General features: G+C 71.0%; 21 protein-coding genes and 2 pseudogenes. 11 read left to right on the top strand and 12 right to left on the bottom strand.

The window, feature by feature from the left end:
• Nucleotides 1-2: 2 nt before the first annotated feature.
• Nucleotides 3-977 (top strand): phosphoglycerate dehydrogenase, encoded by a 975-nt coding sequence (locus KN815_RS19295; RefSeq protein WP_216343191.1) that lies wholly within the window; start codon nucleotides 3-5, stop codon nucleotides 975-977.
• Between the two features lie 102 nt (nucleotides 978-1,079).
• On the top strand, nucleotides 1,080-1,634 hold the full coding sequence (locus KN815_RS19290; protein WP_216343190.1) for an HpcH/HpaI aldolase family protein: 555 nt from the start codon (nucleotides 1,080-1,082) through the stop codon (nucleotides 1,632-1,634).
• Between the two features lie 84 nt (nucleotides 1,635-1,718).
• Here KN815_RS19290 and KN815_RS19285 read toward each other — a convergent pair whose 3' ends face one another.
• The 8 genes from KN815_RS19285 to KN815_RS19250 form a co-directional block, all read right to left on the bottom strand.
• Nucleotides 1,719-3,089: an NAD(P)/FAD-dependent oxidoreductase gene (locus KN815_RS19285; RefSeq protein WP_216343189.1), complete on the bottom strand. Its 1,371-nt coding sequence runs from the start codon at nucleotides 3,087-3,089 to the stop codon at nucleotides 1,719-1,721.
• Nucleotides 3,090-3,166: 77 nt separating this feature from the next.
• The gene (locus KN815_RS19280) at nucleotides 3,167-4,156 is read right to left on the bottom strand and encodes a zinc-dependent alcohol dehydrogenase family protein (RefSeq protein ID WP_216343188.1); all 990 of its coding nucleotides are present in this window, start codon (nucleotides 4,154-4,156) and stop codon (nucleotides 3,167-3,169) included.
• Entirely contained in the window at nucleotides 4,153-5,031 is an 879-nt protein-coding gene (locus tag KN815_RS19275) for a carbohydrate ABC transporter permease (RefSeq protein ID WP_216343187.1), read from the bottom strand. The genes KN815_RS19280 and KN815_RS19275 overlap by 4 nt, the downstream gene beginning before the upstream one ends.
• Complete coding sequence (locus tag KN815_RS19270; protein ID WP_216343186.1) at nucleotides 5,028-5,993, bottom strand: carbohydrate ABC transporter permease; 966 nt, start codon at nucleotides 5,991-5,993, stop codon at nucleotides 5,028-5,030. The genes KN815_RS19275 and KN815_RS19270 overlap by 4 nt, the downstream gene beginning before the upstream one ends.
• Nucleotides 5,990-7,339 (bottom strand): ABC transporter substrate-binding protein, encoded by a 1,350-nt coding sequence (locus tag KN815_RS19265; RefSeq protein WP_216343185.1) that lies wholly within the window; start codon nucleotides 7,337-7,339, stop codon nucleotides 5,990-5,992. The genes KN815_RS19270 and KN815_RS19265 overlap by 4 nt, the downstream gene beginning before the upstream one ends.
• A gap of 54 nt (nucleotides 7,340-7,393) precedes the next feature.
• Entirely contained in the window at nucleotides 7,394-8,155 is a 762-nt protein-coding gene (locus tag KN815_RS19260) for a DeoR/GlpR family DNA-binding transcription regulator (protein ID WP_216343184.1), read from the bottom strand.
• 468 nt (nucleotides 8,156-8,623) lie between these two features.
• Complete coding sequence (locus tag KN815_RS19255; protein WP_216343183.1) at nucleotides 8,624-9,976, bottom strand: 6-phospho-beta-glucosidase; 1,353 nt, start codon at nucleotides 9,974-9,976, stop codon at nucleotides 8,624-8,626.
• The gene (locus KN815_RS19250) at nucleotides 9,973-10,734 is read right to left on the bottom strand and encodes a DeoR/GlpR family DNA-binding transcription regulator (protein WP_216343182.1); all 762 of its coding nucleotides are present in this window, start codon (nucleotides 10,732-10,734) and stop codon (nucleotides 9,973-9,975) included. The genes KN815_RS19255 and KN815_RS19250 overlap by 4 nt, the downstream gene beginning before the upstream one ends.
• 135 nt (nucleotides 10,735-10,869) lie before the next feature.
• Between KN815_RS19250 and KN815_RS19245 the strand changes: the two genes are divergently transcribed.
• The 4 genes and pseudogenes from KN815_RS19245 to KN815_RS19230 all read left to right on the top strand — a co-directional run bounded on the left by KN815_RS19245 (nucleotide 10,870) and on the right by KN815_RS19230 (nucleotide 15,184).
• Nucleotides 10,870-11,997 carry a carbohydrate kinase family protein gene (locus KN815_RS19245; protein ID WP_216343181.1) on the top strand — a complete coding sequence of 376 codons (1,128 nt, stop codon included), beginning with the start codon at nucleotides 10,870-10,872 and terminating at the stop codon, nucleotides 11,995-11,997.
• Nucleotides 11,998-12,028: 31 nt separating this feature from the next.
• Nucleotides 12,029-13,459, top strand: a complete 1,431-nt coding sequence (locus tag KN815_RS19240; protein WP_216343180.1) for an extracellular solute-binding protein — start codon at nucleotides 12,029-12,031, stop codon at nucleotides 13,457-13,459.
• On the top strand, nucleotides 13,456-14,364 hold the full coding sequence (locus tag KN815_RS19235; RefSeq protein WP_216343179.1) for a carbohydrate ABC transporter permease: 909 nt from the start codon (nucleotides 13,456-13,458) through the stop codon (nucleotides 14,362-14,364). Before KN815_RS19240 ends, KN815_RS19235 begins: the two co-directional genes overlap by 4 nt.
• Nucleotides 14,361-15,184, top strand: a pseudogene (locus tag KN815_RS19230) (carbohydrate ABC transporter permease). Before KN815_RS19235 ends, KN815_RS19230 begins: the two are co-directional and overlap by 4 nt.
• A gap of 18 nt (nucleotides 15,185-15,202) precedes the next feature.
• Here the strand turns inward: KN815_RS19230 and KN815_RS19225 are convergent.
• Together KN815_RS19225 and KN815_RS19220 are read right to left on the bottom strand one after the other, a co-directional pair.
• The gene (locus KN815_RS19225) at nucleotides 15,203-15,961 is read right to left on the bottom strand and encodes a DUF72 domain-containing protein (RefSeq protein WP_216343197.1); all 759 of its coding nucleotides are present in this window, start codon (nucleotides 15,959-15,961) and stop codon (nucleotides 15,203-15,205) included.
• The gene (locus KN815_RS19220; RefSeq protein WP_216343178.1) at nucleotides 15,958-16,197 is read right to left on the bottom strand and encodes a hypothetical protein; all 240 of its coding nucleotides are present in this window, start codon (nucleotides 16,195-16,197) and stop codon (nucleotides 15,958-15,960) included. The genes KN815_RS19225 and KN815_RS19220 overlap by 4 nt, the downstream gene beginning before the upstream one ends.
• 144 nt (nucleotides 16,198-16,341) lie before the next feature.
• Between KN815_RS19220 and KN815_RS19215 the strand changes: the two are divergent.
• Nucleotides 16,342-16,989 (top strand): annotated as a pseudogene (locus KN815_RS19215) (phosphoribosyltransferase); the annotation flags it as partial.
• Nucleotides 16,990-17,000: 11 nt separating this feature from the next.
• The gene (locus KN815_RS19210; RefSeq protein ID WP_371834390.1) at nucleotides 17,001-17,291 is read left to right on the top strand and encodes a DUF1876 domain-containing protein; all 291 of its coding nucleotides are present in this window, start codon (nucleotides 17,001-17,003) and stop codon (nucleotides 17,289-17,291) included.
• A gap of 121 nt (nucleotides 17,292-17,412) precedes the next feature.
• On the opposite strand, the gene KN815_RS51545 is transcribed toward KN815_RS19210, so the two are convergent.
• On the bottom strand, nucleotides 17,413-17,832 hold the full coding sequence (locus KN815_RS51545; RefSeq protein WP_301184601.1) for a LysM peptidoglycan-binding domain-containing protein: 420 nt from the start codon (nucleotides 17,830-17,832) through the stop codon (nucleotides 17,413-17,415).
• 265 nt (nucleotides 17,833-18,097) lie between these two features.
• Between KN815_RS51545 and KN815_RS19200 the strand changes: the two genes are divergently transcribed.
• The 3 genes from KN815_RS19200 to KN815_RS19190 all read left to right on the top strand — a co-directional run bounded on the left by KN815_RS19200 (nucleotide 18,098) and on the right by KN815_RS19190 (nucleotide 21,029).
• Entirely contained in the window at nucleotides 18,098-18,847 is a 750-nt protein-coding gene (locus KN815_RS19200; RefSeq protein ID WP_216343176.1) for a DUF4232 domain-containing protein, read from the top strand.
• 163 nt (nucleotides 18,848-19,010) lie between these two features.
• Nucleotides 19,011-19,202, top strand: coding sequence for a hypothetical protein (locus KN815_RS19195; RefSeq protein ID WP_216343175.1), 192 nt, complete (start codon nucleotides 19,011-19,013; stop codon nucleotides 19,200-19,202).
• A 6-nt stretch (nucleotides 19,203-19,208) separates the two neighbouring features.
• The gene (locus KN815_RS19190; protein WP_216343174.1) at nucleotides 19,209-21,029 is read left to right on the top strand and encodes an HEXXH motif domain-containing protein; all 1,821 of its coding nucleotides are present in this window, start codon (nucleotides 19,209-19,211) and stop codon (nucleotides 21,027-21,029) included.
• 45 nt (nucleotides 21,030-21,074) lie between these two features.
• Here KN815_RS19190 and fxsT read toward each other — a convergent pair.
• On the bottom strand, nucleotides 21,075-25,196 hold a 4,122-nt coding region (fxsT, locus tag KN815_RS19185; protein ID WP_216343173.1), incomplete at its 5' end, for an FxSxx-COOH system tetratricopeptide repeat protein.

The following is a 25,196-nucleotide window of genomic DNA, read 5'->3' as shown; positions in this document are numbered from 1 at the left end:
CGTTGAACGAGACGAACGAGGCCGGGGCCGGCCGTGAGGTCCTGGTGACCACACCCAGCTTCGGGCAGCAGGCGCGCGAGCCCTGGGAGGTGTTCGAGGCCGCCGGGGTACGGGCGCGCACCGCGAGCGCGGCGCATCCGCTCACCGAGCGGCAGTTGATCGAGGAGGCCGAGGGGGTCAGGGCGCTGGTCGTCGGGCTCGACCCGGTGACGGCGGCCGTCCTGGACGCGGCACCGGGACTTGACGTCGTCGCCAAACACGGCGTCGGCACCGACAACATCGACCTGGCCGCGGCCGCCGCCCACGGGGTCCGCGTGGTCAACGCCCCCGGGAGCAACACCACCGCGGTCGCCGATATGACGATGGCCCTGCTGCTGGCCGCCGTACGGCGGATCGTGCCCGCGCACGCCTCGGTCACCGGCGACCGCTGGGACCGCTTCTTCGGGCCCGAACTGGCCGGGCGCACCCTCGGCATCGTCGGCTTCGGCCGGATCGGCCAGGCGGTCGCCCGCCGCGCCCGGGGCTTCGACATGGACCTCATCGCCTACGACCCCCCCCTTCCCGCCAACGTCTTCGCCGAGCAGGGGGTGCCGGCCGTGACCCTCGACGAGCTGATCGCGGCCGCCGATGTGATCACCCTGCATCTGCCGATGCCGTCCGGCGGACCGCTGCTCGGCCGCGCCGAACTGACGGCCATGAAACCGGGGTCCTGCGTCATCAATACGGCGCGCGGCGGGCTGGTCGACGAGGGCGCCCTGGCCGAGCTGCTGCACAGCGGACATCTCGCGGCGGCCGGTATCGATGTGTTCGCCACCGAGCCGCCCACCGGGAATCCGCTGCTCACCGCCCCCAACGCGGTGCTGACCCCGCACTGCGCCGCGTTCACCCAGCAGGCCAACGCCGCGATGGGCGCCACCGTGGCCGCCGATGTGGTGCGCGTCCTGCGGGGAGAGGAACCGGTGAACGCCGTGGTGTGAACGCGCCATGGCCCACCCCGTAGCCGCCTGCGGAAAAGCTCAACGAGAGAGAACGAGAGAAGCTGACAGCATGAACACTTCCCCCGCGGCACCGCCGCCGGTATGGTGCGCGTCCCGGCCAACGACGGCTTCTGGATCGGCCAGGCCCTGGACGCCGGGGCCCGCGGGGTCATCGTCCCGCTGGTCAACACCGCCGAGGAGGCGGCCGCCGCGGTCGCCGCCTGCCGCTACCCCCCGCTCGGCGTGCGCTCCTACGGCCCGATGCGCTCGGGTCTGCGGGTGGGCCCCGCCCCGGCCGAGTCCAATCAGCGGGTCGCCTGCATCGTGATGATCGAGACGGCCCAGGCACTGGCCAACACCGCGGAGATCTGTGCCGCGGACGGGCTCGACGGCGTCTACATCGGCCCCTCCGACCTCACCATCGCGCTCGGCGGCCGGACCTCGACCGACACCTCGGTGGCGGAGAAGTTCGAGGCGGCGCTGGCGAAGGTCGCGCAGGAGGCACGGACCGCGGGCATCGCCGCCGGAATCCACTGCCCGGACGGGGCGACTGCCGCCAGGCGCCTGGCCCAGGGCTTCACCTTCGCCACCGTCAGCAGTGACCTGGTCCACCTGGAGCAGGCGGCAGCCGCGCATTTGCGGGACGCGAGCGCCTGAGCGCATCCCCCGGAGGCCCGGGGGCGGCGGAGCCCACGGGACGGGGGTCCGGGGGCTCCGCCCGGCGAAAGCCCCGGGCCCGGGTCAGCTCTCCACGCGCAGCGGCGGGTCCGCCAGGCCCCGGGCCCTCGGCAGCAGCACCGTTCGCAGGGCGACCCCGGGGGAGAGCAGCCGGGACGGGCCCGCCGCCAGATAGGTGACGTCACGGAACGCCGCGCCGACCACCGGGTCGATCCCCGCCCGGTCCGCCAGCCGCCCGAAGTACCAGCTCCGCAGCCGCTCGGCCGCCCCGGCGGGTGTGGTGCCCGCGTCCGCGGCGTACGGGCGGTCCGCGCCGACGGCGGTCAGCCAGGCGGTGTCGCTCGCCCGGGCCACGGCGCGCTGGGCCGTGGCCGCGAAGCCGGGCCGCAGACCTGATTCGGCCAGACAGCGGCGCAGGGCGAGCCCGCTGAGGGCGGCCACCGCCATGCCCTGACCGTAGATCGGGTTGAAGGTGCAGGCGGCGTCCGAGACCGCGAGAAACCCCTCGGGCAGCGCGCCCGGGGCGTCGTAGTGGCGGCGGCGGTTGGAGGTGTCGCGGAACCCGTACGGCGGGGACACCGGCTCACAGCTCCGCAGATGCTCGTACAGCGTCGGCTCGTTCAGCGACTTGACGAAGCCGAGCACCTCCGAGCCCTCGGTCGGCGGATGCTGACCGCGCACCCCCGACAGCGTCAGCAGCCAGTTGCCGCCCTCGACCGGGGACCATGCGGCGCCGCGCGGACAGTCCGGGCGCGGCTGGATGACCATCACCATGTCCAGCGGCTCGGCGGGCCGGAACATCCGGGTGCAGTAGCCGATCCCGGCGTCGACGATCTCCTCGCGCGGCGCCGGAGCGCCCAGTTCCGCCAGCCACTTGGGGGCGCGCGAGCCGCGCCCCGAGGCGTCCACGACCAGATCGGCCGGTAATTCCCGCTCGGCGCGCCCGGCGTCGCGCGCCCGCACCCGTACGCCGGTCACCCGGTCCGCGCCGCCGAGCAGCCCGATGGCCTCGGTGCCCTGGAGCACCTCCACCCGGGTCCCGGACCCCTCGGCCTCGGCCAGCACCCGCGCCCGTACGGTGGCGTCGAACAGCGCCCGGGTGCAGCTCGTCGTGGCGTGCCTGCCCTCGTGGAAGCGGCGCTGCCAGCCGTTGGGGGCCTTGGTGATCACATCGCGGGGCGCCTCCAGACGGTGCGCGCCCGCCGCCTCCAGCTCACCGTTCAGCCCGGGGAACAGCTCTTCCAGGGCGCGCCGTCCGCCGCTGAGGAAGACATGCAGATGACGGCCCTGGGGCACGCCCTTGCGGAAGGCGGGCTGCTCCGGGTAGCGGTCGCGCTCCACCAGGGTGACCGTGTCGACGTGGCCGAGGAGCGCCCCCGCGGCCAGTGTGCCCGCGAGCCCTCCGCCCACCACCACCGCGTCGCCCTTGCCCATTGCCCGCCCTCCCGCCGACCGTGATCAATGACGGCCCAAGCCTGGTGCCCCGGGCCTGGGCCGTCAACCACGTACGGTTACGGGACGACCACGATCTTCCGGCCCTGTCCCGCCTTGAACTGGTCGAGCGCCTGGGGGTACTCCTCCAGCGGCAGCCGGTGGCTGATGAAGATCTTCGGGTCCAGCACCCCGGTCGCGAACAGCCCGGCGGCACGCTCATAGCTGTGCAGCACGGCCATGGACCCGGTGATGGTGATCTCCTGGTTGTAGATCTTGTACGGCTCGATGGTGGCCCGTGTCGCGTAGTCGGAGACACCGAACTGGAGGAACGTTCCGGCCTTGGCCACCCGGCCCAGGCCGTCCTGAATGGCCGCCTGGTTGCCGGTGGCGTCGATGACCACGTCCCAGCCGCGCGGCTGCTCCAGCTCGTCCGCCGAGGCGGCGGACCGGGTGCAGCCGAGGGTGCCGGCGGTGGCCAGCCGCTCGGAGTTGACGTCGAGCATGTCCACACTGGCGGCGCCGGTCCGCTTGGCCAGCTCCAGCATCATCAGCCCCATGGTGCCGGAGCCGTAGATGAGCACCTCGGCGCCCAGGTTGCCGTTGAGCACGTCATAGCCGCGCACCGCGCAGGACAGCGGCTCGATCAGGGCCGCGTCGGCCACGTCCACATGCTCGGGCAGCTTGACGCAGTTGGCCACCGGGGCCACCGCGAACTCGGCGGCCCCGCCGGCGACGCTGACCCCGATCGCGTTCCAGTTGTCGCACAGATTGCCCCGGCCGATCCGGCAGTAACGGCACTCATGGCAGTGCAGGGAGGGGTCGACCGCGACCCGGTCGCCCACCTCCAGCTCGGTGACACCGCTGCCGAGACCGACGACCACACCGGCGAACTCATGCCCGGGCACGATCGGCAGCGTGGGCGCGAACTCCCCTTGCAGAATGTGCAGATCGGTGCCGCACAGCCCGCAGGCCGCCACGTCCACCACGACCTCACGGGGGCCCGGGGTGGGGTCCGCGACGGTGGCGACGGTGACCTTGCCGGGGGCTTCGATGACTGCGGCCCTCATTTGACTGCTCCTAGCGACAGGCCCTGGACCAGCTTGTCCTGGGCGGCGAAACCGGCGGCGAGCACCGGCAGAGAAATGACCATCGACGCCGCGCACACCTTGGCCAGGAACAGCCCCTGGCTGGTGACGAACGTGGTCAGGAACGCCGGGGCGGTCTGGGCGACCACACCGGTGAGCACTTGGGCGAAGAGCATCTCGTTCCAACTGAAGATGAAGCAGATCAGCGAGGTGGCGGCGATGCCCGGGCCCGCGATCGGGGCGACGACCCGCCACAGGATGGTGGGCAGCCGCGCCCCGTCCATCTGGGCGGCCTCGATGATGGACACCGGGATGTCGGCGAGGAAGGACTGCATCATCCACACCGCGATCGGCAGGTTCATCGAGGTGTAGAGGATCACCAACAGCCAGACGTTGTCCAGGAAGTTGATGTCCCTGGCGAACAGGAACACCGGCAGCAGTCCGGCCACCACGGGCAGCATCTTGGTGGACAGGAAGAAGAACATCACATCCGTCCACTTGCGCACCGGACGGATCGACAGCGCGAACGCCGCCGGAAGCGCCAGCACCAGCACGAAGCAGGTGGAGAAGAGGGAGGTGCCCACCGAGTTGAGCAGCGCGGGCCAGGGGCTGGCCCCGCCGCCCACGCCGAAGAAGTCCTTGTACCCGTCGAGGGTCAGCGGAGCGGCCAGCGACGGCGGGTTGGTGGCGGCGTCGGCCTCGGAGTGGAACGAGGTCAGCAGCATCCACAGCACCGGCAGGACGAAGACGATGCCGATGAACCAGGCCAGTACGCCGAGCGCGGCACCGCGCCGCTTGGCCCGGCGGGTGGCTTCCGGAATCGATGTGATGGGCACCGGGGTGCTCACGGCGGTCATGCGCGGGACGCCTCCTCACGGAAGAGGGACGACACCACGCGCAGCGCGAAGGTGGCGATGATGATCGTGCCGATCACCACCACGACCCCCGCGGCCGATGCCAGCCCGTACTCGTGGGCGTTGTAGAAGGTTTCGTAAATGGTGTACGGCAGGTTGGCGGTGTCCAGGCCACCGCGGGTCATGGTGAAGACGGCGTCGAAGTTCTGCACGATGTAGATGGACCCGAGCAGGGTGCCGAGCTCCAGATAGCGGCGCAGATGCGGAAGCGTCAGGAAGCGGAAGATCTGCCAGTTGCCCGCCCCGTCCAGCCGGGCCGCCTCGATCATGTCCAGCGGGCGGCTCTGTAGCCCGGCCAGCAGGATGAGCATCATGAACGGCGTCCACTGCCAGATCAGCGACGCCTCCACCGCGATCAGCGGCGTATCGGTGAGCCACTCCGGCTGGGGCCCGCCCAGCCAGTTGAGCACGCCGTTGAACAGGCCGTACTCGGGGTTGTACAGCGCGTGCTTCCACAGCAGCGCCGAGGCCACCGGCACCAGCAGGAACGGTGCGATGAGCATGGTGCGGACCAGGCCCCGGCCACGGAACTTGCGGTCCAGCAGCAGCGCCAGCAGCAGCCCCAGCACCACGCTGACGATCACCACGGAGGCGGTCAGCAACACAGTGGTGACGATGGACTCGCGCAGCGCGTCGTCGCTGAGCACCGTCTTGTAGTTGTCCAGCCCCGCGAAGGCGCGGCGGTCGGGCCGGAACGAGTTCCAGTCGAAGAGCGAGATCACCAGCGTGGCCACGAACGGAAGCTGGGTGACCACGATCAGAAAGATCAGTGCGGGCAGCAGCGGCGCCCGGGTGGCCCACTCCCGGGCCCGGTTCCGCCGCGCCACCGGGCGCGGTGCGGAGGCGGGTGTCGCGGTCGGTGGCCGCTCGCCGCTCACGGATACTGCCGTCGTCGGATTACTCATCGGTACTCCTCGCCGACCTTCTCGGCCAGCTTCTGCGACTTCTGCAATGCCGATTCGACGGATTGCTTTCCGGCGATGGCGGCGCTGATCTCCTGGGCGACCTTGGTGCCCAGATCGGCGAATTCGGGGATATCGACGAACTGGATGCCGATGGTCGGCCGCGGCTGCACTCCCGGATCACGCGGCTTGGCGCCGAGGATCGCCTTGCGGGTCTCCTCGGAGAAGGAGCCGGCGGTGTCGCGGTAGTCCGGATTGGCATAGGTGGACGACCGTTTGCCCGCGGGTACGTTGGCATAGCCGAACTTCTTGCCGACCAGCTCCTCGTACTTCTTGCTGGATGCCCAGGAGATGAACTTCCACGCGTTGTCGGGGTGGCGGGTCGCCTTCTGGACGCCCCAGGCCCAGGTGTAGAGCCAGCCCGAGCTGTCGGTCTTCTCCACCGGCGCCTGGACATATCCGATCTTGCCCTTGACCGGGGACTTGGCGGCCTCCAGCGACCCGGCGGCCGAGGTGGCGTCGTACCACATGGCGCTCTTGCCCTGGGTGAGGTTGTTCAGGCATTCGGCGAAGCCCGACTGGGCCGCACCGGCCTCACCGTGCTTGCGCACCAGGTCGACATAGAACTTGGTCGCCTTGGTGAACTCGGGCGAGTCCAGTCGCGCCTTCCAGTCCTTGGTGAACCAGGTGCCGCCGAAGGTGTTGACCACCGTGGTCAGCGGGGCCATCAGCTCACCCCAGCCGGGCAGTCCGCGCAGGCAGATGCCGTTCATGCCCTTGCGGGCGCCGTCGACCTTGGAGGCGATGTCCGCGACCTGCTGCCAGGTGGGCCGCTCGGGCATCTTCAGATGCTTCTCGGCGAGGACGTCCTTGCGGTACATCAGGAACGACGACTCACCGTAGAAGGGCTCGGCGTAGAGCTTGCCGTCCTCGGCGGTCAGCGACTCCCGCATCGAGGGGAGGACGTCCTTCTGATCGAATGCCTTGTCCTTGGCGGCATAGCCGTCCAGCGGCATCAGCCAGCCGTTCTTCGCGTAGAAGGGCACCTCGAAATTGCTGATGGTGGCCACGTCGTACTGGCGCGCCTGATTGGCGAAGTCCTGGCTGATCTTGTCGCGGACCTCGTTCTCGGGCATCATCGTGAATTTGACCGTGATGCCCGTTTCCTTGGTGAAATACTTCTGGGTGAGCTTCTGCAAGTCCACCATCTGCGGGTTGTTCACCATCAGCACGCGGATGGTCTTGTCGCCTGAGCTGCCGCCCCCCATACCGGCGCAACCGGTCAGGAGCGCGCCCGCGGTCAGGGCCACCACCGGTATCCGGGCAGCACGAAGAGTCAGGACTGGCATAACGGGTCCAATCGAAGGGACGTGGGGAAGGTGAGAAACAGCGGGGGGAGGGCGTCAGACCCTGACGATCTGGGGGCCCAGCAGCGAATAGCGATGTGCCTCGGTCAGCGGTAGACCGGTGTCGGTCACAATCGTTTCGAAGTCCGAGACATCGGCGAACCGGCAGAAGCTGACGGCTCCGAATTTGGTGTGCACCCCGGAGAAGATCTTCCGCCGGGACACCCGCACCACCTGCGCCTTGATCTCGCTGACCGCCGGATCCGGAGTGGTCAGGCCGTACTGGCGGGATATGCCGTTGGCGCCGATGAACGCCAGGTCGATGACGAAGCCCGAGAGCATATGCGTTGCCCAGTGGTCGACGGTGGCCATCGTGCCCCCGCGCACCCGGCCGCCGAGGAGCAGCACGGTGGTGTTGTCACGGGTGGCGAGGCCGGTGGCGGTCGTGAGGGAAGCGGTGATCACGGTGAGCGGCCGGTCCCTGGGCAGGGACTCCGCGATCAGTTGCGGGGTGAATCCCTCGTCGATGAAGACCGTCTCGGCATCGCCCAGCAGATCGGCTGCCGCGGTCGCGATCCGCGACTTCTCCGGCACATGCATGGTGGTGCGGAAGGCCAGGGTGGTCTCGAAACCGGCGCTCTCCACGGGGTAGGCGCCGCCATGGGTACGCCGCACCAGTCCATGCTGTTCCAGAACCCGCAGATCGCGGCGGACCGTCTCCTTGGACACCCCGAGGTCGGCGGCGAGTTTGCCCACATCGACGACGCCGGCACGGCGAGCCTTGTCGAGGATCTCCCGACGGCGTTCCTCGGCGTCCACGCCGCACCTCCTGCCTTCTCTTTCGGCTTGGATGGCAGTTTTACAAGCGTGCAACAGGAGTGGCCAGCCTTGGCACCGCAGAGATCATGACCGTATGCGCCCGTTTCACAACCGTTATCTCAGCAGGTCAGAACGGATGAGGCAACGGACGGTGAGGAACCCGGATGCCTGATTGTCCTTAACCAGGGCCCGATTCTCGCCCGTTTACCGAAAGAGGGCGTGAACGGAGCCCGACCGGGCGCCTCCAGATACTGGGGAATGCCCGAACGGACATGTGCTAGGGCCTGTCTGGGGTTGTGATCTGGATCAGGGAGCGGGGCGTGGTGCGTGCGATCGCAAGGCGCCGGAAGGCCCTCGTAGCGGAGCTACTAGGGCGTTTCGGCAACGCCGCGAGAGGGGGTACCTCCCAGCGGTAGCTGGGGGAGCGTGCCACGCCCCGCGAGCCCAGATCACAACCCCAGACAGGCCCTATGAGCGGGCGAGCGCCCCGGAGGCATCCAGAATCCGGCCCGCGACCTTGACCGAGTCCACCAAGGGGTGGAGTGCCAGGGCCCGCAGGGCCGCGCCGCGGGCGATGCCCGAATCGCTGCCCGCTTCGGTCGTGGCCGCCTCGATGGCCGAGCGCTCCACGGCCTTGAGCGACAGCATCAGGCCGAGCTGGTCCGGCGCCACCGCGCCGGTCGCCAGTGGCCGCGCCCCGCCCGCGTCCACCAGACAGGGCACCTCCACCACGGCGTCCTCGTCAAGACCGGGCACCGCCGTACGGTTGCGTACGTTGAGGATCAGCGTGGCGCGCTCATCGCGGGCGATGGCCCGCATGATGGCGAGTGCGATCCGGTCGTAGCCGCCGCCGTCCAGATCGCAGGAGTCGCGCTCCCAGCCGCCGGTGGCCTCGCGGCTCTCGGCCATATACGTGGCCTCGCGCTCCAGCCGGGTGCGCTCCCACGCCCCGAGCGCCCCGGGCGCGCCGGAGCCCGCCGTCTCGTAGAATCTGGCCTGCTGGTCGCGGAGGAACTCCCCACGGGTGGCCGGGGATTGGCGGATCGAGGCCACCGCCTCCCGGTTGAAGTAGTAGTAGTGCAGATACTCGTTCGGCAGCGCGCCGAGCGCCCGCAGCCACTCGGCGCCGAAGAGCCTGCCCTCCTCGAACGACTCCAGGGCGGCGGTGTCGCCGAGCAACTGGGGCAGCCGGTCCCGGCCGTCCACCATCACCCGGCGCAGCCAGCCCAGATGGTTGAGGCCCACATAGTCGTAGCCGGCCCGGTCCGGATCGGCCCCGACCGCCCGCGCGGCGCGGCGGCACAGGCCGACCGGGGAGTCGCAGATGCCGATCACCCGGTCGCCGAGCACCCGCTGCATGGCCTCGGTGACCATGCCCGCGGGGTTGGTGAAGTTGATGACCCACGCGTCCGGGGCCACGGTGGCGATCCGCTCCGCGATCCGCAGTGCCACCGGGAGGGTGCGCAGCCCGTAGAGCACCCCGCCCGCGCCGACGGTCTCCTGCCCCAGCACCCCTTCGCCGAGCGGAATCCGCTCATCGTTGGCCCGGCCTTCCAGTCCGCCCACGCGGATGGCCGAGAACACGAAGTCGGCGCCGCGCAGCGCCTCGTCCAGATCGGTGGTGGCCCGGACCTTGGGGGCGGTGGGGCGGCCCTCGGCCTGTTCGGCCAGGACCGCGCGGATCGCGTCCAGCCGGTGCGGGTCGGTGTCGTACAGCACCAGCTCGGTGCAGCGCCCGGCCTTGTCCCCGGTGTCATCGAGCAGGGCCCGGTACACCAGGGGCATACGGAACCCGCCGCCGCCCAGCACAGTCAGCCTCATACGGTCACTACCTCCACATCGGCCTCGCGGAATACGGCGAGCGTCGCCGGGTCGGATGTCTTGTTGGTGATCAGGGTGTCGATCCGCTCCGGTCCGCAGATCCGGGCCAGGCCGGTGTCACCGGGGAACTTCCCCGCGGTGGCGAGCAGCACCACCTCCCGGGTGGCGCCGAGCATGGCCCGTTTGACCGGCACCTCCACATGGGTGCTGTCCAGCACGCTGCCGTCGGGAAGGACCCCGCTCGCGCCGAGGAAGAGCCGGCCCACCCGCAACTGGCGGAGGTTGGACTCGGTGAGAAAGCCGACCAGGGAGCGGTAGTTGGCGCGCACCTGCCCGCCCAGCAGGATCAGGGTCACCTTCGGGTCGTCGCGCAGCTCGTCGTAGACCGCGAGATTGCTGGTCACCACGGTGACCGGTCGGCCGCGCAGCAGCTTGGCGAGCTGGAGGGTGGTGGTGCCGATGTCCAGCAGCAGCACATCGCCGTCCGCGATCAGCTCCGCGGCGGCCCGGGCGACGGCCTCCTTGTCGGCCAGGTCGTCGACCGCCACCTCGCCGAACGGGCGCTCCTCGTCCTCGGTGGGGGCCGCCACCGCGCCGCCGTAGATCCGGGTGAGCCGGCCCGCCCGGCCCAGCTCGGTGAGGTCCCGGCGGGCGGTGGCCTCGCTGATGCCCAGACGCGTGGCGATCTCCCCGATGGGCAGCACGCCCTCCTCGCCGAGGATGCTCAGCAGCTTCTCGTGGCGGGTCTCTCGCAGCATGGTGGCAACGTACTCCAGATGAGCGAGTGTGCGCGACTGTGATCGACCTCTTGCATTCACCCCATCCGGGGTGCAAGGTGTCGCTCACGCCACATCCACGCGAACACGCCATGCCGCACAAGGAAAGGCACGTCGGTGAGCACCACGGCCGCAACACCCGATCCGATCCAGCCGATCGACCCGCTCGCGGCGCTGCGCGCCGCCACGGACCCCGAGCACGACGTCTACCTCACCGGCACCGTGTTCCTGGACATCATCTTCACCGGGCTCGACCACGCCCCCGTCCGCGGCACCGAGTCCTGGGCGCGCGGCATGGGATCGAGCCCCGGCGGCATCGCCAACATGGCCACCGCCCTGGCCCGGCTGGGACTGCACACCACGCTGGCCGCCGCCTTCGGCACCGATGTCTACGGCGACTACTGCTGGGAGAGCCTCGCCCTCGGCGAGGGCGTGGACCTCACCCACTCCCGGCGCGTCCCCGGCTGGCACTCCCCGGTCACCGTCTCCATGGCGTACGAGGGCGAGCGCACCATGGTCACCCATGAGCACCCGGCCCCGCCGCCCGCCGTCCAGGGCGCGCCGCCCCGCTCCCGCGCCTGTGTGACCGCCTTCGAACCGGGCCGCCAGGAGGACTGGGTGGGCCGGGCACACGCCCAGGGCAGCAAGATCTTCGCCGATGTCGGCTGGGACGAATCCGGCCGCTGGGACCCCGCCGCGCTCCCCGATCTGCCCTACGCCCACGCCTTCCTGCCCAACGCGGCCGAGGCCCAGCGCTACACCCGCACCGACAGCCCCGAGCGGGCGGTGCGCGCCCTGGCCGAGCTGGTGCCGATCGCGGTCGTCACCCGGGGCGCCGAGGGCGCCGTGGCCATCGACTCGCTCACCGGGGAGAGCGCCGAGGTGCCCGGGCTGCCCGTGGACGCCCTGGACCCGACCGGGGCGGGCGATGTCTTCGTGGCCGGATTCATGACCGGAACGCTCGCGGGCTGGCCGCTCGCCGACCGACTCGCCTTCGCCAACCTCACCGCCGCCCTCTCCGTCCAGCACTTCGGCGGCTCCCTGGCCGCGCCCGGCTGGCCGGAGGTGGCCGCCTGGTGGAACCGGGCGCGGCGGCCCGCCGACGGCGGGGCGGAGGCGGCCGAACTCGCCCGCCGCTACGCCTTCCTGGGCGAGCTGATCCCGGACCGGGTGCGCGACTGCCCACGGCTGCGGGCTCAGCCCACCATCGGCTTCCGGGTGCATGACAGTGCCCAACGGTCCTGACGCTCCTGACCACCGCATCGAGGAGAACCCCATGGAACTCGCCCGTACCCGGGCGCGCCGGCCGCGTGGCAGAGCCGTCCCGGCCGCGCTCGCCGTCGGCGTCGTCCTGCTCGCCGCGGGGTGTGTCCCCGGCACCGACGGCTCGGGGGCCGCCGGTGCCGGGACCGGCGCGGCCACCGCGATACCCGATCCGGCCAAGGCCGGAAAGACCACGCTGACCGTGTGGGACCAGGAGATACGCGGCGGGACCAACGGCGAGATACAGCAACTGAACCGGGAGTTCGAGAAGAAGTACCCCAATGTGCGGATCAAGCGGGTCGCCCGGAGCTTCACCGATCTGAAGACCACCCTGAAGCTGGCCGTCTCCGGCAACAATCCGCCCGATGTCATCCAGGCCAACCAGGGCTACCCGGACATGGTGGCCTTCGTCCGGGCCGGGCTGCTCGCCCCGCTCGACAACTACGCCGGGATCTACGACTGGAACACCCGCTACCCCGGCACCCTGCTGGGCCTCAACCGGGTCTCCGCCGACGGCAACGACTTCGGCAGGGGGCGGCTGTACGGCATCTCCCAGACCGGCGAGTACATCGGCCTCTACTACAACAAGGAGCTGCTGAAGCGGGCCGGGCTCCAACCCCCGCGCACCTGGGGCGAGTTCACCGACGGCCTGGCCCGGCTCAAGGACCGCGGCGAGCTGCCGGTCCAGTTCGGCAACCTCGACAAGTACCCGGCCATCCACACCTTCGGGGTGCTGCACGACCAGCTCGGCGCCGCCGACGCCCGCGACACCGTCCTCGGCCGCGGCGACGGCTTCGACAACGCCGCCACCAAGGGCGCCGCGGCCACCTTCGCCGACTGGATGAGGCGCGGCTATCTGCCGGGCGGCGCCAACGGCCTCGGCTATGACGACGCGGCCAAGAAGTTCGCCTCCGGCGACGGCGCGTATCTGCTGACCGGCACCTGGCAACTGGCCGACCTCAAGAAGTCCATGGGCGGCAAGCTGGGCATCATGCCGCCCCCGCCCGCCAAGGCCGGCGGCGACCCCGTCACCACCGGCGGCCAGGGGCTCGCCTGGTCCATCACCTCCCGCTCCCGCCACCCGGAGGTGGCCGCCGCCTATCTGGACTTCCTCACCGACGCGCACGCCGCCGACGTCATGACCCGGCACGGAGTGCTGCCCGCCGTACCGGGCAAGGCCGCGTCGCAGGTGAGCCCGGACAGCGCCGACGGCCAGATGATTGCCGGCTGGAAGCGGCTGAGCGCCGCCGACGGACTCGTCCCGTACCTGGACTACGCCACCCCCACCTTCTACGACACGCTCTCGGCCGCCCTCCAGGGCGTGATCAGCCGCAAGACCTCCCCGGACGCCTTCGCGGCGACCCTGGAGAAGGACTACGGCGCGTTTATGAACAAGCAGCGCGAGCAGCACAAGGCCACCCCCGCACCGGCGGGGACCCGATGAAGGCCACCGCTGTGACCAGGGCCTACCGCCGCCGGGCGCCCGGAGAGCCGCGCGCCATCGGGTATGTGTACATCCTGCCCGCGCTGATCGTGTACGCCGCCTTCCTGCTCTACCCGTTCGGGCAGTCGGTGTGGCTGTCGTTCGTCCACTGGGACGGGCTGACGGTCGCCACCCCCGCCGGATTCGACAACTACCGCGCCCTGTTCAGCGATGCGAGCCTGCGCGCCCCCTTCCTCCACGCGCTGCTGCTGCTCGTCTTCTACGCGGCCCTGCCGGTGGCCATCGGGCTGCTGCTGGCCGCCCTGATGTCCCGGGTCCGGATCCGGGGGATGACCTTCTTCCGTACGGTGCTGTTCCTGCCGCAGGTCCTGGCGCTGATCGTGGTCGGCGTGGCCTGGCGCTCGATCCTCGCCCCCGACGGGCTGCTCAACGACGCCCTGCGCGCGGTCGGCCTCGGCGGCCTCGCCCGCCCCTGGCTCGGCGACTACACCTGGGCGCTGCCCGCCGTCGGCATCGTCGGCACCTGGGTCGGCACCGGGCTGTGCATGGTCCTCTTCCTCGCCGGGGCCCAGCGCATCCCGCGCGAGCTGTACGAGGCGGCACGGATGGACGGCGCCGGTCCGCTGCGCGAATTCCTCACCGTCACCCTGCCCGGTCTGCGACCGCAGATCGCGGTGGCGCTGACCCTGACCATCGTGGCGGGGCTGCGCAACTTCGACCTGATCTACATCACCACCAGCGGCGGCCCCGGAAACGCCACCTCCGTACCCGCCTACGAGGTCTACCACCGGGCTTTCGAGACCAACCAGGTCGGCTCGGCCGCCGCCGTCGGCGTGGCCCTCACCGTTCTGATCTTCGTCCTGACCGTCACGGTCTCCCGGCTCGTGGAAGGGCGGCGGTCATGACCACACGCCTGGAACGCACCGTCACCTACGGCATCCTCGCCCTCTTCACCGTCATCGCGCTCACCCCCGTGATCGGCATCCTCTCCACGGCCTTCGGCTCGCAGAACTCCCTGGACACCGGCTTCTCGCTGCCCAAGGGCGGACTGCACTGGAACAACTTCGCCGACGCCTGGAGCCGTGGCCACTTCGGCACCTATCTGGGAACTCGGTCCTGGTCACCGCGGTCGTGGTGGCCGCCACCACCGTGCTGGCCGTCCTCGCCGCGTACGCCTTCGGGGTGATGCGCTTCCCCGGCTCCACGGTGCTCTTCCACCTCTTCGTGATCGGGCTGACCCTGCCCCAGGAGGCACTGGTCGTCCCGCTCTACTTCGATCTGCGCTACGCCGAACTCACCGACAGCTACTGGGCGTTGATCCTGCCGCAGACCGCGCAGTCGCTGGCCTTCGGGGTCTTCTGGATGCGCACGTACTTCCGCGGCAGCGCACGGTCGGTGATCGAGGCGGCCCGGATCGACGGGGCGAACACCTGGACCACGCTGTGGCGGGTCCTGGTCCCGATGGGCCGCCCGGCGATCTCCACCATGGTCGTGATCACCTTCATGTGGACCTGGAACGAGTTCCTGATGGCCCTGGTGATGGTCAGCGACGAGGCCCATCGCACGGTCCCCCTCGGCCTCGCCTTCTTCCAGGGCCGGCACAGCTCCGACGCCTCGCTCCTCGCGGCGGCCTCGGTGCTCATCGCCCTGCCGGTGGTCGTGGTCTATGTGGCGCTTCAGCGCCGGTTCATCGAGGGCATGCTGGGCGGGGCGGTGAAGGAATGAGCCCGGCGGGCACCGGCGCTACCGCGCGGGGGCGGCGCTGACCGGGCGCCCGCCGCGGGACACGGCGCGGGCGAAGACGGCCGCGTCGTGCACCGCCGCCCCGCCCGTGTCGTTGTTGAAGTACGCGTAGACCCGCGCCCCGGCCGGCCAGGTGTCCCGGATCCGCCGCGCCCAGGTGTCCAGCGCCTGACGCCCGTAGTGCGGGGCCGGCCGGGCGAGGCCGCCGTGGAAGCGCACATACCCCCACCCGGTGGTCCGCCACAGCGGGGTGACCGGGCGGGAGCCGGAGTCGGCCCAGCACAGCGCGGCCGCGCGGCGCTCCAACACCGTACGGATCTCCTCGGTCCACCAGGAGGTGTGCCGCGGTTCGACGGCCACCCGCGTCCCGGCGGGGAAGCAGCGCAGAGCGCGGTCCAGCAGCTCGCCGTCGGCCCGCAGCGTGGGCGGCAACTGGAGCAGCACCGGCCCCAGCCGGTCGCCGAGCCCCGCCGCATGCGACATCAGCCGCGCCACCGGCTCCTCCGGCTCGCGCAGCCGCTTGATATGGGTGAGGTACCGGCTCGCCTTGAGCGCCATCACAAAGCCCTCGGGGAGGCGCTCCCGCCAGGTGGCGAACTGATCGTACGAGGGCAGCCGGTAGAAGGCGTTGTTGCTCTCCACCGTGTCGAAGGCATGGGTGTACTCCTCGAGCCACAACCGCTGCGGACAGCCCTCCGGGTAGAGATCGCCGCGCCAGTCCCGGTACTGCCATCCCGAGGTGCCGACCAGGACGGTCATGCCTCGCCCGGATGCCAGGGCGGCCACTGCCCGGGCCGGTCCTCCCAGTGGACCTGGGCCGGGTCGTCGAGGTCGATATCGGGGAAGACCTGCCGGACGCGCGGCTCGAACTCCTCCGGTTCGAGTGGTTCGCAGCCCAGGCCGCGCAGCCGCACCCGCCGGTAGCGGCTGTCGGCGTCGAATGACTCGACGAAGACGGGGTATCCGGACTCGCCCGGGCCGGTGACGTTCTCCATATCTCCAGGGTGCCGGAGTCCGCGGCATTCGCGAGCCCTGGCCGTCGGCCGGGGGCCGCCGGTTTGCGGACGGGCGAATCGTCGGCTTGATTCGTAACCGTCGGATCGCTTCGCGGAAGATTCCTGAGCAGCGGGGGTGAGTCCATGATCTTCACCGACCGGATGGACGCCGGGCGGCGTCTCGGCGAGGCGCTGCGCCCCCTGGGCGACGCCGAACCGGTCGTGCTCGGGCTGCCGCGGGGCGGGGTGCCGGTGGCCTTCGAGGTGGCCCGGACGCTCCATGCGCCCCTGGACGTGATCATCGTCCGTAAGCTCGGCGTCCCCTTCCACCGGGAGCTGGGGTTCGGCGCCATCGGCGAGGGCGACGTACGGGTCGTCCATGAGGCGATCGTCCGGATGAGCCGGGCCGACCAGGAGGACCTCGCCGAGGTGGAGCGGACCGAGCGGGAGGAGCTGGCCCGCAAGGCGCACCGGTTCCGCCAGGGCCGCTCACGGGTCCCGGTCGGGGGCCGGACCGTGATCGTCGTGGACGACGGCATCGCGACCGGTGCCACGGCCCAGGCCGCCTGCCGGGTCGCACGGGCCCAGGGAGCCGCCCGGGTGGTCCTCGCCGTGCCGGTGGCGCCGCCGGACGCGGTCACCACGCTGCGCGAGGACGCGGACGAGGTGGTGGCCCTCTCCACCCCCTCGGACTTCGCGGCGGTGGGGGAGTGGTACGAGGACTTCTCCCAGACCGCGGACGACGAGGTGGTGGAGTTGCTGTCCCGGTCGACTGGAGAGACGGGTGAGGCGCATCCTGGAAGGTGACGCAGGAGGTGATCGCGATGGAGACGATCGTGGGATGCGACATTCAGATGGAATTCCGTGAGATCGGTCCGCTGACCGAAGCGGTCGTCCGGCTGAGGATGCACGACGGCACCGAGATGCTGGCTCAGGGCCGTGCCAACCGCAACCCCGAGGACCCGTCACAGCCGAGGGTCGGCGAGGAGATCGCGGCGGCGCGGGCACTGACCAATCTGGCGCACCGGCTGATCGGCAAGGCAGGTGGCGACATCGAGGAAGTCACCCACTCCAAGGCACATTTGCTGATCTGAGGCGGGGCTGAGGCCCGTTGAGGCGGAGGGCGTCCGCCGCGGTCCGCCGCGGGCGGAGGCTGATGCGTGCCTGCCCGCGTTTCCGTAACAGGCGCCCGCCTGTTCAGTGGCGCCCGCCTTTTCAGTGGCGCCCGAGGGTGAGCCGCTGGCCGGGGCGGATCACATCCGGGTCGGCGCCGATCACCTGGCGGTTGATCTCGTAGAGCCGCTCCCAGCCGCCCGCCACGTTCTCCGTGTCCGCGATCGCGGAGAGGGTGTCACCGCGGACGACCGTGTACGAGGCGGGCTGAGGGTGCGCCTTGGCCGGGGGTTCGGGCACGGCCTTCGGGACGATGAGGAGCGGCTGTGCCTTCTCGGCCGTGACGGTCTTGACGCTGGTGACGGCCGGGGCGGGCGAAGTGGGTGTGGCGGCCGAGGCGGCGTTCGCCTGGCCGATGCCGATGAGCGGCAGGGCGACACCGGCGCCGCCCGGGGTGATCGCGAGCGAGGCGCGGGAGACACGGTGGGGGCGGGGCCGGCGATGACGTCCTCGAGCGGCCATGGAGTCCTTCTTCCTGTCCTGGTAAGGCAGTTGGCAAGTGCGATGGCTGCCGAACAGTAATCCCACGGTTCTGGCTGGGACAAGGTGTTCTGATGTTTGCGGTAGAGAATCCCATGTGAGGAATTGGCGCGCTGACGCGCTCAATGTGCCCGGACATAAGAGCCTTCAGGCGGGGAAGGGAGACCGAAGGGGGACGCACGGCAGGCATCGGGGCACCGACCTCGCCGCCGGTCCCCGGCAGATGGCTGACCTCGGGAGGTCGCTCATGAGTCAACGCAACGGCTCGGCTGCTCGGCGTACGACGACATCGCGGTCCCGCTCGCTCCGGCCACCGGTCTTATGCGCGCTGCTCGTCGGCGCGCTGGCCACGGTCACCGCCTGCGGCAGCGACACCGGGGACGGGGACTCCGCACAACGCGCCTCGTCCGTCACCTCCGCCTCCTCGGCCGCACCACCCTCGTCCCCGTCGGCCGACTCCGCCGACACATCCGAAGGCTCACGGGACGAGCGGCCGGCCTCGCACACCGCGCAGTCCCCTCCGCCCTCGGCGCGCCCCGCCCCCTCGCACGCGTCCTCCTCACGGCCCGCCGCCGCCTCCGGAGCGCGCCGCGTCTGCTCCAAGACGCAGTTGACGCTGGCGGCCGGCCGGGTGGATGTGGGCGCCGGCAATGTGTATCTGCCCCTGGTGTTCACCAACAAGGGCGCCACGACCTGCACCCTCACCGGATATCCCGGTGTCTCGCTGCTCGATTCCACCGACGCGGCGATCGGCGCCCCCGCCACCCGGCGCGGCCCCACGTACTCCCCGATCACCCTGCCGCCCGGCGGCAGCGCCTCGGCCGCCCTGCACACACTGAACGAGGGCATGACCGACACCCCGTGCCGCCGCGCCGCCGCGCGGATTCGCGTCTATCCGCCGGATTCCTTCGACGCGATGAAGATCTCGGCGCGGTCGTTCCGGGCGTGCGGAGGTGTCTTCGAGGTCGAGGCGATGCAATCCGGAACGGGTGGATGACACCGGCATATCGGGGCGTTCCCCGGCGCACGGACGTGTCCGAAAATCTTGACAAGGCGGGCGCCGACTGGCCGTGTTCACCCTTTCGCAATCAATAGGGGGTAGGCCACCATGGGGATGCCGCAAATGAGCCGGTAGGGAGCGTCCGGAGGGGGACCGTGTCATGGAACGAGTCGCGACCGAGGTCGAGACGGAGCTACTGGACCTATCGGGGGCGACACTGGAAGACCTCGAGCGGCGCGAGGGGCTTCGGCACGAGGGGCTTTCCGCGGTGACGGAGCGGCTGCTCGACATCGTCCAGCGCCCGCCGACGATCGGCAACTCGTCGGCGTCGCAGGAAACTTGTGTGAGTTAGGCGGCTATGACGTCCTCCGCCACGCGCGGCCTCAACCATCGTTTATCGGCGGAGGTTTTCGCCGAGTTGGCGCGGGGTTCGGGCGGCCCCTCCGCCGTGGCCGAACTGAGGTCGGGACAGCGCAGCCGGACCATGCTGCTGCTGCGCGCCCTGGTGGACATCGCCTCCGCGCATCCCGCCCTGCCCGGCCCTCTCCCCCCGCCCCGGGACGCCTGGCACCTGCTGGTTCGGGCCGAGCACCGCTCCCCGGCCGCCGTGGACAGGCTGCTGCTGCACCCTCCCATGGGTGTGTGGCTCAACCGCTGTTTGCGCAGGCTGCGCGGTCTGGAATCGGGGGACGAGCCGCTGTGGAGTGCGGTGGGTTATCTGTATGCCGTAGCCGCCTCCGCCGCTCTTCTCGCCGGAATCGACTTTCGCGGCGCCGTTCCCGTGCGCGAGGGCGGGGTGATATTGCCGGCCCTGGGATTCGCCCGCATTCCGGACACGACCGATGTCGCCGAGGTCGTCATGAGCGGGAAGAAGGCGGCGGTGTTATCCGGCCCGCATTCGGTGACGCTGCCCGCCGACTTATCCGAGGACGCTCCTGGCTGGCACGGTCTGCGGCGACTGCGCGGAGAACACCAGGGGATTGTCTGCTCGCCCGTTGTCGATGACATCGACCCCTATCGCGACTTTCTCCGGATCCGAGGCCCGGAGCGGCTCGACGACGAAGAGTGGCAGGGCTGGCAGGAGCGATTCGACAATGCGTGGCGGCTGGTCTCGGAGCAGCGTCAGGTGGACCCGCGGGGAATCGGCGCCTGTCTGGCCTCCGTCGTGCCCGTGCCGTACGCCGCCTGGCCCGAACCGTTCAGCGCCTCATCGCCGGAGGCGTACGGCTGTGTGCTGCTCAACGGGGCCACGGACCCGCTGACCCTCGCCGCCGCGCTGGTGCACGAGGCCCAGCACATCAAACTCAGCGCCCTGATGGACCTGTTGCCCCTGATCGAAGGGGGCCTGGAGGAGATCCACTACGCGCCCTGGCGGCTGGACCCGCGACCGCTGCGCGGACTCCTCCAGGGGGTGTACGCGTTCCTGGGCGTGACCGGATTCTGGTGGGACCGGGTGCGGCGCGCCGAGCCCGGACCGGCTCGGGACAGCGCCGCGTTCGAGTTCGCGCTGCGGCGGGCACAGACCGCCTCGGGTTTGCGCACGCTCCTCGCTCACGCCGAACTGACGCCCCGGGGCGAGGAGTTCCTCAACCGGCTGGGAGAACGCCTGAGGCTGTGGTTGGCGCAGCGGGTGCCCTCCCTGCCGCAGGGCCTGGCGTCCGATCTGATCGACGACCACCGGCTCGTCCACCGCATGCGCCACCTGTCGGCGGACCCGGAGCCGACCCTCCGGTGGGCACGGGCCTGGCGGGAACGGACCGATCCTCCCGGAGAGCTGCCCGGGACCTCCGTCCGGCCGGCCCGCCCCGAGGCACCGGCGCGCCCCGCGCTCGCCCGGCTCCGGCTCGGGGATCCGGCGGGGTTCGCCCGGCTGTGCGAGGGCCGGGGAGAGGGGCTGCCCGGGGGTGGTGACGCCCCCGACCAGGCCGACCTCGACTGGGCCGCGGGGGACCCGGTGGCCGCGCTGGGCGGCTACCGGGCTCGCCTGCGAGCGGACCCGGACGACATCCCGGCATGGGCGGGGCTCGCGCTCAGCCTGCCGGACGGCGCGGCCAGGACGACGCTGCTGAACCACCCCGAACTGGCCCTGGCCGTCCACCGGGAGCTGCGCACCGCGCCGGACGCGGGTCCCGATCCGGTGGCTCTGGCGCGGTGGATCGGGACGCGTACACCCGGGTGAGCGGGGCGCGGCGCGGGCCCCGTGAACGGAGCCGCGGACGGCGGCTCAGATGGAGATCGGCTCCACATCGCAGTCCGCCCGGATGCCACGGGCCGCCGCGACCGTCGTCGGGTGGTTGGCCGTCAGCACCCGGCGCAGCCGGCCGAGCGCGTCCTGGTGCAGCTCCTCCGCCTGCCTGCCCTCGCCCAGCGCGCGCAGGTCCCCCGACAGATTGACCGCACAGGCGAGGGTGGTGGGATGGTCCTCACCGAGCCGGGACCGGCAGCTCGCCAGGGTCGTGGTGTCCAGGTCGCGGGCCTCCTGGTAGTCCGCGAGGGTGTAGTGGTCGCTGGCCATGTTGATGGCACAGGCCAGCGCCGTGGGGTGGTCGGCTCCCAGCCGCTCGACCAGCACCGGCAGCGTCTGCTTGTTCAGCGCGAGCGCCTCATCCGTCTCGCCCAGCAGCCGCAGCGTCACGGCGAGGTCGGTCGCCGCGCCCAGCGTCGCCGGATGCCGTTCCCCCAGCAGGACGCGCATCTCGTCGAGGCATTTGCGGCCCAGCTCACGGGCGCCCTCCAGATCGGCGGTGTGCCGCAGATCCATCGAGAGGGCCAGGGCCGTGATGGTGATGTTGAGGTTGGGCTCGGTGTAGCGCAGCCGGTAGCGCTCCAGCACCTCCCGGCTGAGGTCCAGGGCGCCCTCGTGGTCGCCCGCCTTACGACGCGCCACGGCGAGGTTGCGCAGGGCGTAGACCCCGATGGGCGCGTTCTGCGGGAGCGCTTGGCGGGCGCGGGCGCAGGTCTGCTCCAGCATGTCGCGGGCGGCCGGATAGTCCCCGCCCTCGCGGATGTCGATGGAGAGATTGGCCTCCACCAGGATGGTGAGCAGGGCGTTCTCGCCGAGCACCAGACCGGCGGTGCGCCGGGCGTCCTCGTCCAGTTGCCGGGCGCGTTCGTAGTCCCCCACCGCGCGCAGGGCCAGGGCGTAGTCGTTCGCCGAGCCGATGGAGTACGGGTCCTCGTCCCCGAAGAGCCGCAGGGTCCTGGTCCAGCGGTCCTTCTCCAGTTCCACGTAGTGCGCGTAGTCGCCCTGGTAGCGGGTGTCGACGGCGACCGCGCCCTGAGTCACCAGGGTGTTCTCGTGGTCGTCGCCGTCCTTGGCGCGCTGGAGCTCCAGCGTCCGGCGGTTGAGCTCCCGGGCCTCCTTGAAGTGCCCGAGCACGGTCAGGACATGGCCCAGGGTCCGGGAGACGGCCAGCGTCTCCGCACTGTCCTCGCCGAGCGTCTCCACCCATTCCCGGCGCACCTGGGTACCTAGCTCCAGCGCACCCTCGTGGTCCCCCCAGATAAAGAGGAAACGCACCAGATTCCGCACCATCTGGCGCACCCATTTGTCATCGCACTCCATCGCGCGCGACGCCCGGACATGGGAGAGGAGATCGGCGTACCGCCCCCAGTTCGGCGGAGCGACGTCGTTGGGGTCGCCGAACGCCAGCAGCACATGGGCGCTGTGGCGCATATCCGCCTGCTGCTGTGTGGACATCTGGCCGATCAGCACGGCCTGCACCAGCCGGTGCATTTCGATCGTGTTGCTGCGGTGATTGATTTTGATCAGGGCGTAGCGGTTGATCTCACGGATCGCGTGGCCGAGTTTGATGGGGTCCTGGAGCACCTCCGACAGCTCGGGGGAGAGGGAGACCCCGCGCACACCGGAGAAGAGCCGCCGGGAGATCGGCTCGGGCGCGAAGAACGAGCACATCTGGAGAAGTTGGAGCGCACCCGGATGGGTTTCGGCCAGCCGGCGCAGCGACATGTTCCAGGCGGCGGCGACCGGTTCGGGGTAGTCCACCGGAACGCCCGCCGCCAGCAGCTCATTGCGGCGGGTGGAGACGTCGGCCCGCTCGTCCTCGAAGACTTGAAGGTATTCGTCGACCGGCATACCCGTTTCGGTCAGCCAGGCCGCCGCCTGCTCGATGGCCAGCGGAAGGTCCCCCAGGGCGTCGGCGACCCGGTCGGCCTGATCGCGTGGCAGCTCCGGCCCGCGGCGGCGCAGCAGCTCGATGCTCTCCTCCCGCTCGAAGACGTCCACTTCGACCGTGCGGGCGGCGCGCGACCACTGTGCGTTCCTCGAGGTGACCAGGATCCGGCCCGGCCCGCCCGCCGGGAAGAACGGCCGCACCGTCTCCAGTTCCTCGGCGTTGTCGAAGACCAGCAGCCAGTTGCGGCACGGGCGTCCGGTGCGCAGCGCGTCGAGCACGCTCGGCACGGCCGTGTTGGCCTCCATGCCCGCGCGCAGTCCGAGCCGGTCGGCGAGCTGCACCAGCGCCTGGCGGATCTGCTCCGGGCGCTCCGCCGGGATCCACCACACCGCGTCGTAGTCGGCGGAGTGCTGATGGACGTACTCCAGCGCGATCTGTGACTTGCCCACCCCGCCCAGCCCATGCAGTGCCTCGGGCAGCACGGCGGCGGTGCCCTCGCTCCTCAGCCGCTCGTGGAGAGTGTCGAGCAACGTCTGCCGCCCGGTGAAGTTGTTGTTCCGGGGCGGTACATTTCCCCAGATGGACGGGGGTTCCCCGGCCTGGCGCTCCTCCATGGCGGGCAGGGACCGGGCAGCGGTCACGGACACGAATGTTCCTCTCAGATGCTCCGCCGCCGGGCCCGGCGTGCCGTGCGCCGGCGGGGATGGTGAATCGTCGGCCTCGGGTTGCGGATCAGGTCGGGGAGTCGTGGAGTACGTCATGTCAACCGCCTCGGAGTCCACATATTTTCCCCTGTGTGATGCGCCTTCAACTGGATCGGGTCGGCTTTCCCCCGAGCGGGCGAGCGCTTGATGGGCCAGGACCAGGGCGCGAAAGGAGCGCGCGCCCTCCAGGTACGGGCCGGAAAGCGCTTGGTAGACCTGCTCCTGAAGGCGGATGTACGGCAGCAGACGCTCCGTCCTGGGAAGGTCGCGCACCGAGCCGGAGGGGTGGTTGAGCAGATCGCGGAGCATCAGCAGCGGCTTCCAGCGGCGGCCGAGCCGGTCGAGGACGCTGCCGAGGATGTACAGCGATTCGTCCCGCATCCCGGCGGACAGCAGCAGTTCCCGCACCCCGTCGTGGAACTCGTAGCCGATGCCCGTCTCGTCCAGCGGATCGGCGGTCCCCACCTTGCGCAGCAGCCCGCCCAGCAGGACCTCGGCCAGATCGGCGGGGCTGCCCTCCGGCTGGTGGATCCCCTGCACGAACTCCATCACGGGAATGTTCAACGGCGCGGCGGCCAGCCGGGACGCCAGCCGGAAGGCGCTCGGCGAGGCGGTGGCGCGGAACCGGAAGACGCGGTCCCAGGCACTCGGTTCGGGCTCGGGCTCCCAGCGCTCGGCCGGCGCCCCGGGCAGCAGCGCCATCGTGTCCTCGCCGCGCGCCGACGGGCGGGTCACCAGCCGTGCCCAGTTGGCCATCCACCGCGCGTCCAGCTCCAGCACCGGGACCGGTGGTGCGCCGCCCGGCCAGAAGCCGCCGTCCGCCCGCCGCCAGGTGCCATTGGGCGCGCCCGCCTCGGGGACCCGCACCCGCACCCGCTCCGGGGCCACACCGGTGTGGTGCCAGCGGCCCTGGCGTAAGACATGCAGCACGGCGACCGAGGCGTGCCGCGCCCAGTGGGCCAACGCGCGCTGGGCGCTGTCATCGGCCCAGGCCGCGCCGATGCCGTCGGTCAGCACCAGCACCGTCCGCTTGCCGCGCGGCGGCATCCCGGCGACCGGCGACCGGTCCTCGGATAACGGATGGTCGGTGTTCAGCCGGTGCACCCGCACATCCCGGAAGGCGCCGGTGCGTCGCAGCAGGGTGACCAGATGCTCGGCCGTCCGCCGCCACACCACCATCGAACTGCCGCTGTCCACCACCACGACGGCGTCCATCCAGCGCTCGCGCACCGGCACACAGGTGGGCACCCACAGCCCCTCGCGCGCCGCGTGCTCGGCCGTGGCCTCCTCGTCGATCTCCGTCTCGACCAGCGAGGGCGAGGTGCGCTTGAGCGGCCGCAGCGCCCGGGACAGGGCCCGCTCGGGCAGCGGCCACTCGGAGACGGACGCCCGGCGCGCGGGCACGAAGGCTTCCGCGACGGTCACCGGCTCCGCGTCCCCGGGCGGTGCGGGGACGCCGAGCAGCTCCACGGGGAGCAGCGGCTCCGCGGCCGCGGGCCCGGCTGC

Source organism: Streptomyces niphimycinicus (genome assembly GCF_018883605.1).
Lineage (GTDB): Bacteria > Actinomycetota > Actinomycetes > Streptomycetales > Streptomycetaceae > Streptomyces > Streptomyces niphimycinicus.
The sequence above is the reverse complement of the archived record's forward strand: the minus strand, read 5'-3'. Positions and strand labels throughout refer to the sequence as shown.